Genomic DNA, 15199 nt, shown 5'->3' with positions numbered 1-15199 from the left:
AACCACTTTCTAGTGGATACGAATACCCCCAGGGGGTAACCCATACCCACCAAGAAGTGGTTCGAGCTCGCATCGGCCTGTTTCTCGGGCGTGATAACCACCAGGATCCGGTTCGAAGGGGTGGCCGGGTGTGGACACGCCACGATCCACCGATGAGGAAGCGCCGATGATCCGCTTCATCGCGGGCTACGACCCCACATCATCGGCGGGAGATCCGGATCACGTCAGGGATGACGAGGGAGCGGGTTGATCAGCGCTCGGTAGGACGTAGCGTGAGCTGGCGATCCGCGGCCAGCGCCAGCAGGTCGTCGTCGTGGCTGATCAGCAGCACCACCGCGCCGTCCGCGGCGACCTGGCGGATCTGGTCGGAGATCGATTGCAGATGCCGCCGGTCCACCCCGGAACTGGGTTCGTCGAAGACCACGATGCGCCGCCCGGAGACCCGGACCGAGGCGACCACCAGGCGCTGCTGCTGACCGCCGGACAGCGACAGCGGATGCCGATCGGCGAGCTGGGCGAGGTCGAGCGCGTCCAGGACGTCGCCCGTCGCGGGGACCCGGACGGCGTCCGAGGCAGCCAGCTCGATCTCGGCCTCGACGCTGTCGGTGAACAGCTGGCGCTGGACGTCCTGCATCACGATCGCACTGGCCCGTTGCCGCGCCCGGGTGCCGAGCGTCACGCCGCCGAGCCGGATCCGGCCGGTGCTGCGCTGCAGGCCGGTGACGACCCGGGCCAAGGTGGTCTTGCCGGCGCCGTTGACGCCACGGATCGCGGTCACCTCGCCGGCCGGGAAGACGGCCTGCTCCAGATCGAGGACTACCCGTCCGCCGAGCCGGCAGCGCACCCCGTCCAGTTCCAGCCCGCCGGTGTCCACCGCGAACTCGGCGCGGCCGGCGGCGACGCTGTCCCCGATGGCCGGCAGCGTGGGCAGCTCGACCGAACGGACCCGTCCGCGCAGCCCTTCGCGGGCCAGGTCGGCGTCGGTGACGGCGCGGAACTCGTCGGCCGTCCATTCGGCGTCGATGGTGCCGTCGCGCATCACGATCACCCGGTCGACGAGCTCGCTCAGGTAACTCAGCCGGTGTTCGGCGACCACGATCGTCACCCCTTGGGCCTTGAGTGCGGCGAGGGTGGCGGTGAGCCGATCGACGGCGTCCGCGGAGAGATTGGAGCTGGGTTCGTCGAGCAGCAGGACGCCGGGGCCGTGGGCGGACGCCGCGGCGATGGCGACCTGCTGCTGCTGGCCGCCGGAGAGCTCCCGCAGCCGCTGTTCGACCGGGACGTGGTCGGCCAGCTCGGCGAGCACCCCGGCCACCCGGTGCCGGATCAGGTCGGGCGGCAGCCCGAAGTTCTCCATCGCGAAGGCGGTCTCCTCGCGGGCGGTGTCGGTGAAGAACTGCCGGCGCGGGTGCTGCAGCACCGTGCCGGTGACCAGGCCGATCGCGTCCAGTTCGGCGTCGACGGTGACGATGCCGTCCACGGTGACGGTGCCGGTCAGCACGCCGTCGTTGTGGAAGTGCGGGATGAGGCCGTTCATCAGCCGTAGTGCGGTGGATTTGCCGGAGCCGGACGCGCCGCACAGGATGACGAACTCGCCCGGCTTGATCTGCAGGTCGAGCGTGCGCAGGCTGGGTTGTTCGGCGTGCGGGTAGCTCCAGCTGACCTGGTCGACGCCGATCATGCCAGCGGCCCCGGAAGGTTCAGGGCGGCGACCGTGAGCGCGGCGACGGCCAGGACGAGGAGGCCGTCGGCCGGCCCGAACCGTGGCGGCCGGATCGTGGTGGGCTTCCGGTGCGAGCCGAGGCCGCGCAGGATCGCGGATGCGGAGAGGTCCTCGCTGGCCCGCAGGCTGGCGGCGATCATCGGCACGGTGAACCGTTCCAGGGTGAGGACGGGGTGGCGCAGCACCCCGGCGGCTCCGGCCAGTCCCCGCAGCCGCAGGGCGTCCAGCACCGCGGCGGACTCGGCGCTGACCACCGGGAAGAAGCGGAGCATCACCGCGAGGGTGACCGAGATCGGACGCGGCAGCCGCCAGGCCCGCAGCGCCGCCGCCAGCTGGGTCGGCGAGGTGGTGGCGATCAGGTGCGTCCCGACCCCGACCGCGGCGACGAAGCGGATCAGGTAGCCGCAGGCGATCGCCAGGATCGCGGTGACCGGGTTCGGCCAGCACACCGGCAGCACCCAGCCCAACCACCACATGGCGACCGTGGTGGCCACGATCCCGACGGCGCGGGCCCAGGCGCGTTCGGTGACGGCCAGTAGGACGGCCAGCGCCAGCACCGCGGGCACGAACCGCAACCCGCCGGCGCTCATCACCGCGATGCTGCAGGCCAGCACCAACAGCACCTTGGACCGCGGATCCAGGCCTCGCTCCGGCCCGGCCGCGACCTCAGCGGGCAGGCCGTCGGTGGTGCGAGGGGTCTGTCCCCACGTCCCGCGATCAGGCGAGGCCGGCGCGGACAAAGTGCTTCCGGAGCAGTGCCGAACCGAGCAGGGCGCCGAGGAATCCGGCCACGGCGATGGCCGCCGCGAGCGATCCGATCACCTCCGGGCTGAGCAGGGCATCGGCCGCCTGCACGTATTCGGTGCCCATCTCGGTCCAGCTGAGGCTGGCGAAGTACGCCTGCCGGTCGGTGAGCAGCGGCAGCAGCGGGGTGAAGAAGCTCAGCGCGAAGACGGTATACGCCCAGATCGCCGCCCACTTCGAGCGATACCCGCCGGCCCGGAGCAGCACCTCGGCGGCCAGGCCGAGCCCGACGATGGCCAGCGAACTGAGCGGCGTGTTCCCGCTGATCAGGTAGAACAGGGCGACGACGGTGGCGAACAGGGCCACCATGCCGGCGTGCCGGACCCGGGTGAAGAACAGCATCACCACGATGCCGCCGGCGACCACCTGCAGCGGCACCGCGGCCAGCCAGACCACCGGGGAGACGACGCCGAGCATGCCGATGGCGTAGACGACCACGATGAAGATCACCGCGAAGACGGCGGTGTTGAGCAGGTCGCGGGCGCTGAACCGCAGCGCCGGGCTCGGCCGGGTGGGCGCCGGCGTGGGTGCGCTCATGCCAGGCCCGCCTTCCGGAAGTGCTTGCGGAGCAGCACGGTGCCGAGCAGCGCGCCGAGGAAGCCGCAGGCCAACGTCGCAGCGAACATGATCAGCAGGGCCGGGACGGAGACGACCTGGTTGAACGCCGCGACATAGTCCGCACCCATCGCGGTCAGGCCCTGGGAGCGCAGGTAGGCCTCGCGGTCCAGGAACAGCGGGATCCACGGACCGATGAACCACGCCGAGAACAGCGTGTAGGTCCCGACCGCGGCCCAGGTCGAGCGATACCCGCCGGCGCGCAGCACCAGCTCGGCCAGCACCCCGAGCAGGATGGTCAGCGCCGTGCTCTGCCAGGGATGCCCGATCATCAGGTAGAGCAGGGCGAGCACGACGTCGAACAGGGCGACCATGCCGGCGTGCCGGACCCGGGTCAGGAACAGCAGGTACGGCACGCCGGCGGCGACCGCGGACAGCGGCAGGGTGATCAGCATCACCAGCGGGCCGATGATGCCGAGCATCGCGATGGCGAACACGATGACGAAATAGATCACCGCGAAGATCGCCACGTTGAGCAGGTCGCGGGCGCTGAACCGCACGGCGGACGGCGACCGGGACGCCGCGGCAGCCGCCGACGGGGTCAGTTCGGTCATGGGCGCTTCCTTCCAGCGGACGGGCGGGTTCAGTGCTGCGGGGCGAGCTGCCAGCCGGCGGCGTCGACGCGTTCGCGCCAGTAGCGCGCGTAGGCGCCATCCGCGGCGAGCAGTTCTGCGTGGGTTCCGGACTCCCGGATGCCGCCGACGCCGTCCAGCATCACGATCCGGTCGGCGGTCATGATCGTCTGCAGCCGGTGCGCGACCACGATCAGCGTCCGGTCCGAGCGGATCGCGTCGATGGCCTCGCCGATGGCGATCTCGTTGCCGATGTCGAGGGCCGCGGTGGCCTCGTCGAGCAGCACCACCGGGGCGTCCTTGAGCAGTGCCCGGGCGATCGAGACCCGCTGCCGTTCGCCGCCGGACAGGTTGGAGCCGCCTTCGCCGACCCGGGCGTCCCAGCCGCCGGGGAGGCGTCCGGCGATCTCGTCCACCCGGGCCCGGGTGGCGGCGGCGATCACCTCGTCCCGGGACAGGTCGGGGTTGCCGATCCAGACGTTGTTCAGGATGGTGTCGTCGAACAGGTAGACGTCCTGGAACACCGGGGCGACCGCGGCCTCGACGACGTCGGTGCCGAGTTTCGGCAATGGCACTCCGCCGAGCCGGACGGTGCCGTCCTCGGGATCGTAGAACCGGGCGATCAGCTTGGTGATGGTCGTCTTGCCGGAGCCGGACGGTCCGACGATGGCGGTCATCCGGCCCGAGGGGGCGGCGAAGGAGAGGTTCCGCAGCACCGGGTCGCCGCCGTAGCCGAAGCTGACCTCGTCGAACTCGATGCCCCAGCCGTCCGGCTTCCCGGGTGTCGCCGGTTCGGGCAGCGCCGCCACCGCGGCGAGTTCGTCCAGCTGGTCGATGGTGGTGCGGGCCACTGCGACACCGCCGCCGAGATCGCCGGCCTGCACGATCGGCTCGTTGAACCGGACGCCCAGCACCAGCAGCCCGATCAGGGTGGCGACGTCGATGCCGCCGCCGAGGGCGAGGAAGGCGCCGAGGATCAGCACCACGGTGAGCGAGAGCTGGACGATGCCGGCGAAGGTGGCGATGCCGGCGCCGCCACTGACCAGCATCCCGTGGTAGGCGCGGTGCTGGCGTTGCAGCGCCTGCTCCACCAGGTGGTCGGCGACCGAGGCGTCCCCGGCGGTGCGCAGCGCCGGCTGCGCCCGGGCGAACTCGATCACCCGGCTGGACGCGTCCGCGACGGCCTCGGCGTGCGCGGCGTCGCCCTGGCCGATCCGGTGGCTCAGCCAGCGGTAGGCGACGACCAGCACCGGCACCATCAGCGTCATCGCGAGGGCGAGGCGCCAGTCGAAGAACCACATGCCGACCAGCACCACCCCCGGGGTGATGAAGCCGGCCAGGATCTGCCGCAGGATCGCGTAGGGCATGGTCGAGACGAACATCGCGCCCTGGGTCGCGATGCCGGTGACCAGGCCGGTGCGGTCGGGGCCGAACCAGGCCACCGGCAGCTCGACCAGGCGGTCGCCGAGCCGGTTGATCAGCGAGTCGAGCACGGCACCGCTGGCCTTCATGCCGAGTTGGCTGGCGCACCAGGCGGCGAGCGCGTAGAGGACGGCGACGACCGCGGTGCCGATCAGCCAGCGTCCGGCCGCGTCGTGGTCGCCGGCGAAGAAGGCGCGCAGCAGTGGCACCAGGATCAGGAAGGCGACGCCCTGCAGCACGGCGGTGGCGACCACGAAGGCGAGCTCGGCGACGACCAGGCGGCGCGCCTCGGGCGTGCAGTAGCGCAGCATCCGGCCGATCACGATGCGGCTCCTTCCGGGAGGGAACGGGCGTGGTTGCGCTGGTAGTCGGCCCACATCCCGGCATACCGGCCGCCGGCGGCGACCAGTTCGTCATGGCTGCCGCGCTCGACGAGGCGTCCGTGGTCGAGGACGAGGATCTGGTCGGCCCCGGTGATGGTGTGCAGCCGGTGCGCGATGACCAGCACGGTGCGGTCCGCGGCCAGGGTGGACAGCGCCCGCTGGATCGCCGCCTCGGAATCCGGATCGGCGAAGGCGGTGGCCTCGTCCAGCACCAGGATCGGGGTGTCGGCGAGCAGGGCGCGGGCGATGGTGACCCGCTGCGCCTCGCCGCCGGAGAGGTTGGCGTCCTCGCCGACGACGGCGTCGTAGCCGCGCGGGAAGCGCAGGATCCGGTCGTGGATCTGGGCTGCCTTGGCTGCCGCTTCGACCTCGGCGTCGGTGGCGTCCGGACGGGTCAGCCGGATGTTGTCGCGCAGGCTGGTCCGCAGCAGCTGGACGTCCTGGAAGACGAAACCGACCGTCCGGTACAGCTCCGACCCGGCGATCTGCCGGACGTCGGCCGCACCGATGGCGACCCGCCCGGCGTCCACGTCGTAGAACCGCGGCAACAGCCTGGCCAGCGTCGACTTGCCCGAGCCGGAGGCACCGACCAGCGCGGTCACCGTGCCCGGCGCGCAGGCCGCGGCGATCTCGTGCAGCACGCGGTGGTCTGGGTCGTAGCCGAAGGACACCTCCGCCAAGGAGATGTCGTGCCCGGCCGGGCTGATCGGCCGGTCCGGCTGCGACACCGGCGGCAGGGCGAAGAAGGCCGCCAGCGACTGCTGCGCCTTGGTCGCGTTGCGCAGGAACTGGCCCGACGACCCGAGTTTCATCAGCGGCGCGGTCAGCCCGAGACCAAGCAGCAGCCCGGGCAGCACGTCGATCGGGGTCGCGGCGCCGGAGGACACCAGCCAGTAGCCGGCGGCGAGCAGCCACACCAGCACCACCACCGGCGAGGTGAGCACCTCGATGATCGTGAAGGCGACGGCGGTCTCGGCCGTCCACTCGCCGACGAAGCGGACGTAGCGGGTGGTGGCGTCCCGGTAGCGGCGATGGCTGCGGCCGAGCTGCCCGAACCGCTTGACCACCGCGATGCCCTGGACGAACTCGACGGTGGCCCCGGCCAGCGCCGCGGTCGCCGCGTCGTACTGCCGGTACTTCTCCTCACTGCCCCGCATCAGCACCGGGAACAGGATCATCGCGACCACCAGCGGCAGCAGTGCCGCCAGGGCCATCTGCCACTGCACGGCGAACAGGTAGGCCAGGCCGATCACCGGCACGGCGAGGGCCGTCAGCAGCTCCTGGATGGTGTGCGCGACCAGCTGGTGCAGAGCGGTCACGTCGCTCTCGACCAGCTTGCGGACGGTGCCCGACGAGCGCTGGTCGAACCATCCCAGCGGCAGCCGCTGCAGGTGCCGGACGATCCGCTGCCGCAGCGACAGCTGGAGCCGGGCGTCCGCGAAGTGCCCCACCGCACCGGCCCCGAAGGCGGTTCCGGCGCTGACGAACAGGGCGATCACCGCCACCAGCACGATCACCCAGACCCGACCCGCGTCCACGGACGCCCCGGACAGCGCCGGCAGCAGCGTCCGGGCCAACTCGACGATGGCGACGAACGGCACCACGCTGCTCACCGCGCCGATCAGGCTCAGCACGACGATCGCGGCGAGGCTGCCGCGCACCGGCGCGAAGAACGACTCGCGCGCTTCTTGGCTCATCCCGTCCGCCCCTCCCACGACTGAATTGAGAACCATTATCTTCGCGTAGTGTGAACACTGTTCTAATCTGTCCGCGAGACGAGACGACCCGGTGGTCGAGCTACCAACGAAAGGAAACGCCGATGAGCGAAACCGTCGCCACGCCGTTCCACGTCGGCCTGACCCCGGACCGGGTGATCGACGCGGCCGTGGAACTGACCGCGGAGTCGCATCTGATGAGCTGGTCGATCCGCGACCTGGCCGCCCGGCTGGGCGTGGCGCCGTCGGTGATCTACCACCACGTCGGCGGCAAGGACCTGCTCTGCCGGCGGGTCGTCGAGCGCGTCCTGGCCGGGATCGAGCTGCCCCCGGCGACGCCGGCCTGGCAGGACTGGTTCCGGACCCTGCTGCACGCCGCCGGCCCGCTGGCGGTCGGCTATCCGGGCGTGGCGAAGTGGATGCTGATGCACGGCCCGACCATCCCGGCGATGCTTCCCGTGCTGGAAGCCGGGATCGCGATCCTGCGCGCCGCCGGGTTCGGCGAGCGCACCGATTTCGCCTACGCGGCGCTGCTCAACAACGCCATGCTGACCATCTCGATGGGTGACGACCGGCTGCAGCACGAGGAGGACGGGCCGCGCGACCACGCCACGATGATGGCCGAGTTCCGCCAGCTGCCCACCGCATCGGACGACGTCCGGACCATGGGCCGCTTCATCCGCCCGTTCGCCGAAGGCGGGGAGACGGCGGCCCGGATGCGCACCGACTACTACCGGTTCGTCGTCGACGTCACCATCGCCGGGCTGGCCTCGACCCTCGACCGGACGGAGGATTCCGCGCCATGAGCACCCCGCACCCGGACGCCGGCCCGCGGCCGCAGATCGGCCTGCTGCTCGGCTCCGTCTTCCTGGCCTACCTCGGCCAGATGACCCTCAACCCGATCATCGCGCCGCTGTCCCGCGAGGTCGGCCTCGCGGAGTGGCAGATCGGCGTCACGATCAGCGCCGCCGCGGTCATGCTCGTGGTGACCAGCCAGTTCTGGGGACGCCGATCGCAGTCCTGGGGCCGCAAGCCGGTGCTGGTGGCGGCGTTCGGGCTCGCCACCGCGACGATGGCGGCGTTCGCGCTGGTGGCCTGGCTGGGCATGGCCGGGGTGCTCACCGGCACCGCCCTGTTCGTGCTGTTCGTGCTGCTCCGCGGCATCGGCTTCGGGTCGGCGATCGCCGCCGTCCCACCGACCGCGCAGGCCTACATCGCCGACGTCACCGACGACGAACCGACCCGGGTGAAGGGCATGGCCGGCATCGGCGCGGTGCAGGGCGTTGCGATGGTCGGCGGTTCGGTGCTCGGCGGGCTGCTGGCGGCCGTCGGGCTGCTCGTCCCGCTGATCGCCGTCCCGGCGCTGCTGGCCGCCGGGCTGTTGCTGATCGCCGTCCGGCTGCGTCGCGAAACGCACACCGAACTCGTCGAGCAGCCACCCCGGATCAGCCCGCTCGACACCCGGGTCTGGCCGTTCCTGGTCGCCGGCTTCGGCATGTTCACCGCGCTCGGCTTCATCCAGGTGATCACCGGTTTCGTGGTGCAGGACCGGCTCGGCCTGGACGCCCGGGCCACCGGCCTGGTCACCGGCGGAGCGCTGCTGGCGGCCGGGGTGGGCATGGTGCTGGCGCAGGGCGTGATCGTGCCGCGCAGCGGCTGGGCGCCGCCGAGGCTGCTGCGGGTCGGCGGCATGATCGCGCTGGCCGGCTTCGTCGCCCTCATCCCGGACGCCGGCGCCACCCTGCTGTTCGTGGCCATCCTGCTGATCGGACTGGGGCTGGGCATCGCCACCCCGGGCTATACCGCGGGCCCCTCACTGCTGATGCGGCGCGAGGAGCAGGGCGGCCTGGCCGGCCTGATCGGCGCCACCAACGGACTCACCTTCGTGATCGCACCCACCCTGGGTACCGCGCTGTACGGGGCCTGGCCGCCGCTGCCGATCGTCCTGGGAACGATCATCATGGCGATCGTGGTGGCGTTCGTGCTGCTGCACCCACGGCTGCGGGAGGCTCGCTGATGACCGACCACTACCACGAGCTCGGCGAGCTCCACGACCTGTTCATGCCCGGCGCCTGGGACGCCCTGGTCGGCCCGTTGGCGACCACCTTCGGCCACCTCGGCGCGGACGCCACGATCGTCGATCTGGGCGCCGGCAGCGGACTCGGCACCGTTCGGCTGGCCCGGGCCACCCGGGCCCGGATCGTGGCGATCGAGCCGTCGCTGACCATGCGGTCGATGCTGCTGGCCCGGGTCAGCGACGACCCTGAGTTGTCCGAGCGGGTCAGCGTCTACGCCGGCGCCGCGCCGGCGATCCTCGACCAGATCGACGGGCCGGTGGACGGCTTCCTCTGCGCGCACATGCTGGGCCACCTCAGCGTCGGCGAACGCCGGGCCACCTTCCAGCGGCTGTCCGCCCTGCTCGCCACGAACGGGGTCGGCCTGATCACGGTCTCTCCGCAGTCCGCGCCCGAAACCGAAGTCGTCGAGGAACGCCGGATCGGCCGGCACCGCTACATCGAGCGCCAACTGCCGACAGACCTCGCTGGCACCTCGGTCTCCGAGTACCAGGTGTTCGACGGCAATCGGCTGCTCCGCTCGGCAACGTTCACCTCGTCCTGGGCGATGCCGTCACCGGACGAGCTGCGCGACGAACTGCACGCCGCGGGACTGACATTGGGGCCGTCGGACCGAGGCCTGGCGCCGGTGCGGCACGCGTCGGTGCGGCACGCGTCGGTGGCGGTGGCGTCCGCGGTTCCCGGTCTCGACCAGCTCAGGGCCGCGCTGCCCTTCGTCCCGCGGGACGAGGTGCTCGCCCACGCCGGCTCGGCGCGGCACAACGGGCCGGCTGCCGAGGAGGCCACCCGCAGCGCCACCTACCCGACCCGGCTGGCGCTGCACACCCTGGCCTGCGTCGAGCCGCTGCGGGCCTGCGCGGTCCGCGCCGGCGTGGACGGCGCCCGGGTGCTCGATCTGGGCTGCGGCCCGGCGATGGTGAGTCGGGTGCTGCTGGCCGCCGGCGCCCGGCGGGTGGACGCCGTCGACGCGTCCCCGGCGATGATCGCGGCGGCGCTCGCCCTGCCCACACATCCAGGGCTCACCCTGACGGCCACCGATGCGACTGGTCCGCTGCCCTTCCCCGACGCGGCCTTCGACGTGGTGTGGGTCGGCGACTTCTGGCGGGACGAGATCCTGCCAGAGATCCGTCGCGTGCTGCGACCGGACGGACGCCTGGTGTTACGCGCCACCACCGGAGTGGACTGGCTACCGCCCGACGTCGATCCCGGATTCGCGGAGCGGGTGCGGGTCGCGACACTCGCCGGACTGGACGGCTGGGTCGCCTCGCGCGGCGGCCCCGGGTTCGTCGCTCCACCCACCGGGGACGTCCCGGGCTGGTCGGACCAGGACGCCTGGCAGGAGACCGTCGAGTTCCACTGCCCCGTCCCAGAGGTGGTCGAGGAGTACCTGCTGCAAGACTTCGCCAGCTTCCACGGCAACCTGGCCGCGCCCGAACTGTCGGTACAGGACTGGCACCGACTCTGCACGCTCGTCGATCCGACCTCGCCGCAACGGGCTCTCGCCCAACCCGGCGGGCGGCTGGTCTGGACGTCGTCCTACCGGGTGCTCCGTCCGGCGATCCGATAGCTATACATACATCGCACGTAGGATGCATAGGATGAGCGATCCATCGGCTCCCGAGCCCGCCCGAGTAGATCGCTCCTGAACCGGCCACCGCGACCGGCGACGATGGGGTCAGATCTCGTCGAGATACTTCGAGCGGGCCTTCATGGCATGAATGACCAGTTCGTAGCCGTCATCGAAGACCAGGGCAACGAGTTCGAGCAGCCGGCCCGCGCGGTCGGTCCCAACCATGAGCCAACGGCGAGGATCATCCTCGTCGTCCAGCGGGCGGGAATGCAGAACGTGCGCGGCCGCATAGAGGACGACGTCGTCATCGAGCCGGTCGCGTCCGTAGTGCTTGCGCGCGGACTGGTGCAGCTCAGGCAACGTGGGCTGCCCACTCGCGCACCGCGGCCCGGATCGCGTCCGAGCGGGTGGCGATACCTTCCGCCTCGGCCCGCGCGGTCAGCGCCGCGAGGGTAGCCGCGTCGAGCCTCACCGGCACGACCACGCCGGGGCCCTCACCCACCGGCGGACGCCCGCGACGCGGCTTGGGAAGCTTCGCCAGGTCATAGCCGGCCTCGGCCTCATCAGCCCACGCCCGAATCTGCTCGTCGGTCACGGGCTTGCCGCGCAGAAGATGCTCACTCATAGCTTTATCGTATACGAAACAGCTCGCTCTGATATAGGTCCGGCGTCAGCCTCGACCCACACCCATGGGCCCATGGGCGGGGCCCGCGACCCGTCGGGGCACGTCCGGCATTACTGAAGGACGACCACCTCATCGCCGGGGGAGCTTGCCGCCCCCTCATCGGGTTCGACAAGCTCGACCGACGATGGCGAGACTCAGTGCTCGTCGTAGTGATCGCCGTGGACGGCGTGGCGGTGGCCGTCGTGCACGTAGTCGACGTGGTCGCCGTGCCGCACCGCCTCGGGCCCGCAGTCGTCGCCATGGGCGTGCTCGGCCGCGGTGTGCTCGGCCTTGGCCTCGTGCTCGTCGTAGTGGTCGCCGTGCGCGGCGTGCCGGTGGCCGTCGTGCAGGTAGTCGACGTGATCGCCGTGCTGCACGGCCTGGTGGCCGCAGTCCTGGCCGTGGGCATGCTCGGCCGTGGTGTGCTCGGCGGCGATGTGATCGGTGGTCATGATGGGGTCCCTCCCTGGGTCGAATCGTCCACATCCGGGTCGGATGCGGGCTCCTGGACGTGGGCGAGGGCGTCCGCGATGACGTGGGTGACGTGCCGGTCGGCAAGCCGGTAGGTGACCTCCTTGCCGGAACGGCTGGCGGTCACCAGCCCGCCCTGGCGCAGCGTCCGCAGATGCTGGGAGACCAGCGGCTGCGACAGCCCGGTTGCGGCGGTCAACGCCCCCACGGTTCGCGGCTCCTCTCCGATCAACCTGAGCAACGCCAACCGGGACTCGTTGCCGAGCACCTTGAACAGTTGCGCTGCCGCGGCCAGACCGGATTCCGCGTCCATGGGTTCCATGTCACCACACTTATTAGTAGATTGCAATATGTTTATATTTGACAACGGTTCTCATCGTCAACGCCGATGTCATCGCCCATCATCGCCGAGCCGCCCGGTCGGGTCACGGACCGAACCGGCCCATATTCGTAGCACCAATGTGGGATGATCGCGCCGACCCAACAACCCCCCGCTAGGAGCATGCCCCGTGTCCCGCCTGCCTACCGACGCCGCGCTGAACGAGGTCGTCCGGTTGATCTCGATGGATACCACCAGCCGCAACAGCAACCTGCCGCTGATCGATCATGTCGTCGCGTTGCTGAAGGGCGTCGGGATCGAGTCGGCGCTGGTGCCGAACGCGGACGGCACCAAGACGAACCTGTTGGCCAGCTTTCCGGCCGCGGACGGCAGCGTCACCGGTGGCATCGTGCTCTCGGCGCACACCGACGTGGTCCCGGTGGACGGCCAGCCGTGGAGCAGCGACCCGTTCACCGCAGAGGTGCGCGACCAGCGGCTCTACGGACGCGGCAGCACCGACATGAAGTCGTTCCTGGCAGTCATCCTCAGCAAGCTGAGCGACTTCGTCGCCCAGCCGCTCGCCGAGCCGATCCACCTCGCGCTGTCCTACGACGAGGAGGTCGGCTGCGTCGGCGCGGTCTCGCTGGTCGACCGGATCATCGAACTCGGCCTGAAGCCGCGCGGCTGCATCGTGGGCGAACCCACCAGCATGCAGATCATCCGCGGGCACAAGTCGATGAACACCATGTCGGCGCACTTCCGCGGCGTCGCGGCCCACTCGTCCCTGACCCCACAGGGCGTCAACGCGATCGCCTACGCCGCCCGATTCGTCGACTTCGTCGAAGAGGTCGCCGCGGACTTCCGCACCAACGGCCCGTTCGACGACGCCTTCCCGGTGCCGTTCACCACCACCACCGCCAACATGATCAGCGGCGGCATCGCGATCAACACGATCCCAGCCGACTGCACCGTCGACTTCGAGTTCCGCGGCCTGGTCGCGGTCGACCCGGACGAGCTGATCGCCCGCTACCGGGCCGAAGCCGACCGTCTCGACGGACTGATGAAACAGGCCAACCCGGCCGCCGGCGTCGACTTCCAGGTGAACTCGTCGTCCCCGGGACTGGACGGCGAACTCGACTCCGAGATCGTCCGGCTGGCCACCGCCTGGGGCGGCGAGCCGAGCGAGGGCAAGGTCACCTACGGGACGGAGGCCGGCCTGTTCTTCCGGGCCGGCATTCCCACCGTGGTCTGCGGACCGGGTGACATCGCCCAGGCCCACACGCCGGACGAGTTCATCGACCTGGAGCAGATCGCCCGCTGCGAGGACTTCATCGACCAGGTGATCGCCCACGCCCGCGGCTGACGCCCCGTCCGATCCAAACGCACAACCCAGTTGAGGAAACCTGTGACCGCAACGACCACCCCCGACGTCACCCCCGAACGCCTGCTGGCGGCCAAGAAGGCGGTGATCAGCAGTTCGATCGGTGCCGCGCTGGAGTGGTTCGACGTGATCGTCTACGCGTCCTTCGCGACGGTGATCGCCAAGAACTTCTTCACCTTCGCGGACGCCCCGCCGGCCATCGGCCTGATCCTGACCTTCGCGACCTTCGCGGTCACCTACCTGATCCGGCCCATCGGCGGCATGGTGCTGGGCAGCTACGCCGACCGCAGCGGACGCAAGAAGGCGTTGACCCTGACCCTGACGCTGATGATGGTCGGCACCCTGATCATGGCGCTCGCCCCGACCTACGCCGCGGTGGGCTTCGCCGCGCCGGTGATCATCCTGATCTCGCGGCTGATCCAGGGCTTCAGCGCCGGCGGCGAGTTCGGCACCGCCACCACCTTCCTGGTCGAGACCGCGCCGCACAAGAAGAACTTCTACGCCTCGTGGCAGATCGTCAGCCAGGGCGCTTCGATGTTCCTGGCGTCCGCCTTCGGATTCGGGCTGAACACCTGGCTGACGCCTGAGGCGCTGAACGCCTGGGGCTGGCGGATCCCGTTCTTCGTCGGCCTGCTGGTCGGCCCGGTCGGCCTGTACATCCGCGCCCGGCTCGAGGAGACCGAGGAGTTCGTCTCGTCGGCCAAGGAGCACTCGCCGCTGAAGACCCTGCTGGCCCAGCACTACGGACGGGTGCTGGCCGGCAGCGCGGTGATCGGGGTCGCCACCATCACCACCTACATGATCCTGTACATGCCCACCTTCGCCGTGACCAACCTGCACATCCCGCCGACGGCCGCCTACCTGGGCGGCGTGGTCGCGGGCGTGATCAACATGGTCGCCGTGCCGTTCATCGGCAATCTGGCCGACCGGGTGGGCCCGGCCAAGGTGATGACCTGGGCGGCCGTCGCCGCGCTGGTGCTGGCCTGGCCGCTGTTCCAGCTGATGGTGACGAACCCGTCCGTGCCGGTGCTGGTGCTGGTCATCGCCGTGCTGGGCACCCTGATGGCGTTCTACTTCGGCCCGCTGCCCGGCATGATGTCGTCGCTGTTCCCGGCCGCGGTGCGCGGCTCCGGACTGTCGGTCGCCTACAACGTCGGGGTCACCCTGCTGGGCGGCATCGCGCCCCTGGTGCTCACCTGGCTGCTGGACGCCACCGGCTGGCTGCAGGTGCCCAGCCTCTACTACATGGCGATCTGCGTGATCTCACTGGTCGGCCTGTACGCGGCGCGGGTGCGGTACCGGCAGGCCTGAGCCGGCCGCCCGACAAGCCCTTCCCTCCGCCGGTGGGAGCTCACGGCAATCGCCACACTCTCACCGACGCCGAAATGGCTCAACTGCGAGACGAGTGGCCAGCGTGGCCACCGTCATCGACACCAGCATCCTGCGTCGAGTCCTGCGATGGACCGGGGTGACCGTTGTGCAACG

At 70.6% G+C, this 15199-nt stretch carries 15 protein-coding genes; 5 read left to right on the top strand and 10 right to left on the bottom strand.

Annotated features, from left to right (window positions below):
* Nucleotides 1–250: 250 nt before the first annotated feature.
* From QM582_RS12315 to QM582_RS12290, 6 genes are read right to left on the bottom strand one after another with little or no spacing between them, the layout of a single operon-like run.
* Nucleotides 251–1681: an ATP-binding cassette domain-containing protein gene (locus tag QM582_RS12315; protein ID WP_415084793.1), complete on the bottom strand. Its 1431-nt coding sequence runs from the start codon at nucleotides 1679–1681 to the stop codon at nucleotides 251–253.
* Nucleotides 1678–2463 (bottom strand): energy-coupling factor transporter transmembrane component T, encoded by a 786-nt coding sequence (locus QM582_RS12310; RefSeq protein ID WP_415084792.1) that lies wholly within the window; start codon nucleotides 2461–2463, stop codon nucleotides 1678–1680. The genes QM582_RS12315 and QM582_RS12310 overlap by 4 nt, the downstream gene beginning before the upstream one ends.
* The gene (locus QM582_RS12305; RefSeq protein WP_415084791.1) at nucleotides 2441–3064 is read right to left on the bottom strand and encodes an MptD family putative ECF transporter S component; all 624 of its coding nucleotides are present in this window, start codon (nucleotides 3062–3064) and stop codon (nucleotides 2441–2443) included. Before QM582_RS12305 ends, QM582_RS12310 begins: the two co-directional genes overlap by 23 nt.
* Nucleotides 3061–3696, bottom strand: a complete 636-nt coding sequence (locus tag QM582_RS12300; protein ID WP_415084789.1) for an MptD family putative ECF transporter S component — start codon at nucleotides 3694–3696, stop codon at nucleotides 3061–3063. The genes QM582_RS12305 and QM582_RS12300 overlap by 4 nt, the downstream gene beginning before the upstream one ends.
* 29 nt (nucleotides 3697–3725) lie before the next feature.
* Nucleotides 3726–5459 (bottom strand): ABC transporter ATP-binding protein, encoded by a 1734-nt coding sequence (locus QM582_RS12295; protein WP_415084787.1) that lies wholly within the window; start codon nucleotides 5457–5459, stop codon nucleotides 3726–3728.
* Nucleotides 5456–7216 carry an ABC transporter ATP-binding protein gene (locus QM582_RS12290; protein ID WP_415084785.1) on the bottom strand — a complete coding sequence of 587 codons (1761 nt, stop codon included), beginning with the start codon at nucleotides 7214–7216 and terminating at the stop codon, nucleotides 5456–5458. The genes QM582_RS12295 and QM582_RS12290 overlap by 4 nt, the downstream gene beginning before the upstream one ends.
* A 122-nt stretch (nucleotides 7217–7338) precedes the next feature.
* Here QM582_RS12290 and QM582_RS12285 point away from each other — a divergent pair, with 122 nt between their 5' ends.
* From QM582_RS12285 to QM582_RS12275, 3 genes are read left to right on the top strand one after another with little or no spacing between them, the layout of a single operon-like run.
* Complete coding sequence (locus QM582_RS12285) at nucleotides 7339–8040, top strand: TetR/AcrR family transcriptional regulator (protein WP_415084784.1); 702 nt, start codon at nucleotides 7339–7341, stop codon at nucleotides 8038–8040.
* On the top strand, nucleotides 8037–9251 hold the full coding sequence (locus QM582_RS12280; protein ID WP_415084782.1) for an MFS transporter: 1215 nt from the start codon (nucleotides 8037–8039) through the stop codon (nucleotides 9249–9251). The genes QM582_RS12285 and QM582_RS12280 overlap by 4 nt, the downstream gene beginning before the upstream one ends.
* A complete protein-coding gene (locus tag QM582_RS12275; protein ID WP_415084781.1) occupies nucleotides 9251–10876 on the top strand; it encodes a class I SAM-dependent methyltransferase in 1626 nt (541 codons plus the stop codon). Before QM582_RS12280 ends, QM582_RS12275 begins: the two co-directional genes overlap by 1 nt.
* Before the next feature lie 108 nt (nucleotides 10877–10984).
* Here QM582_RS12275 and QM582_RS12270 read toward each other — a convergent pair whose 3' ends face one another.
* The 4 genes from QM582_RS12270 to QM582_RS12255 form a co-directional block, all read right to left on the bottom strand.
* Nucleotides 10985–11239 (bottom strand): hypothetical protein, encoded by a 255-nt coding sequence (locus tag QM582_RS12270; RefSeq protein ID WP_415084779.1) that lies wholly within the window; start codon nucleotides 11237–11239, stop codon nucleotides 10985–10987.
* Nucleotides 11232–11504 carry a ribbon-helix-helix protein, CopG family gene (locus tag QM582_RS12265; protein WP_415084778.1) on the bottom strand — a complete coding sequence of 91 codons (273 nt, stop codon included), beginning with the start codon at nucleotides 11502–11504 and terminating at the stop codon, nucleotides 11232–11234. The genes QM582_RS12270 and QM582_RS12265 overlap by 8 nt, the downstream gene beginning before the upstream one ends.
* A 194-nt stretch (nucleotides 11505–11698) precedes the next feature.
* Nucleotides 11699–11995, bottom strand: coding sequence for a hypothetical protein (locus QM582_RS12260; protein ID WP_415084776.1), 297 nt, complete (start codon nucleotides 11993–11995; stop codon nucleotides 11699–11701).
* Complete coding sequence (locus QM582_RS12255) at nucleotides 11992–12336, bottom strand: ArsR/SmtB family transcription factor (RefSeq protein WP_415084775.1); 345 nt, start codon at nucleotides 12334–12336, stop codon at nucleotides 11992–11994. Before QM582_RS12255 ends, QM582_RS12260 begins: the two co-directional genes overlap by 4 nt.
* A 187-nt stretch (nucleotides 12337–12523) precedes the next feature.
* On the opposite strand from QM582_RS12255, the gene argE reads away from it, so the two are divergent.
* A complete protein-coding gene (gene argE, locus QM582_RS12250; protein ID WP_415084773.1) occupies nucleotides 12524–13696 on the top strand; it encodes an acetylornithine deacetylase in 1173 nt (390 codons plus the stop codon).
* Between the two features lie 42 nt (nucleotides 13697–13738).
* Nucleotides 13739–15025 carry an MFS transporter gene (locus QM582_RS12245; protein ID WP_415084771.1) on the top strand — a complete coding sequence of 429 codons (1287 nt, stop codon included), beginning with the start codon at nucleotides 13739–13741 and terminating at the stop codon, nucleotides 15023–15025.
* The last annotated feature ends 174 nt before the right edge of the window (nucleotides 15026–15199 follow it).

This window comes from Micropruina sp., assembly GCF_047607385.1.
GTDB lineage: Bacteria > Actinomycetota > Actinomycetes > Propionibacteriales > Propionibacteriaceae > Micropruina.
The sequence above is the reverse complement of the archived record's forward strand: the minus strand, read 5'-3'. Positions and strand labels throughout refer to the sequence as shown.

Coding starts and splice junctions, on each gene's coding strand:
- QM582_RS12315 (WP_415084793.1), bottom strand. CDS start 1,681: ATGATCGGCGTCGACCAGGTCAGCTGGAGCTACCCGCACGCCGAACAA.
- QM582_RS12305 (WP_415084791.1), bottom strand. CDS start 3,064: ATGAGCGCACCCACGCCGGCGCCCACCCGGCCGAGCCCGGCGCTGCGG.
- QM582_RS12300 (WP_415084789.1), bottom strand. CDS start 3,696: ATGACCGAACTGACCCCGTCGGCGGCTGCCGCGGCGTCCCGGTCGCCG.
- QM582_RS12290 (WP_415084785.1), bottom strand. CDS start 7,216: ATGAGCCAAGAAGCGCGCGAGTCGTTCTTCGCGCCGGTGCGCGGCAGC.
- QM582_RS12285 (WP_415084784.1), top strand. CDS start 7,339: ATGAGCGAAACCGTCGCCACGCCGTTCCACGTCGGCCTGACCCCGGAC.
- QM582_RS12280 (WP_415084782.1), top strand. CDS start 8,037: ATGAGCACCCCGCACCCGGACGCCGGCCCGCGGCCGCAGATCGGCCTG.
- QM582_RS12275 (WP_415084781.1), top strand. CDS start 9,251: ATGACCGACCACTACCACGAGCTCGGCGAGCTCCACGACCTGTTCATG.
- QM582_RS12265 (WP_415084778.1), bottom strand. CDS start 11,504: ATGAGTGAGCATCTTCTGCGCGGCAAGCCCGTGACCGACGAGCAGATT.
- QM582_RS12260 (WP_415084776.1), bottom strand. CDS start 11,995: ATGACCACCGATCACATCGCCGCCGAGCACACCACGGCCGAGCATGCC.
- QM582_RS12255 (WP_415084775.1), bottom strand. CDS start 12,336: ATGGAACCCATGGACGCGGAATCCGGTCTGGCCGCGGCAGCGCAACTG.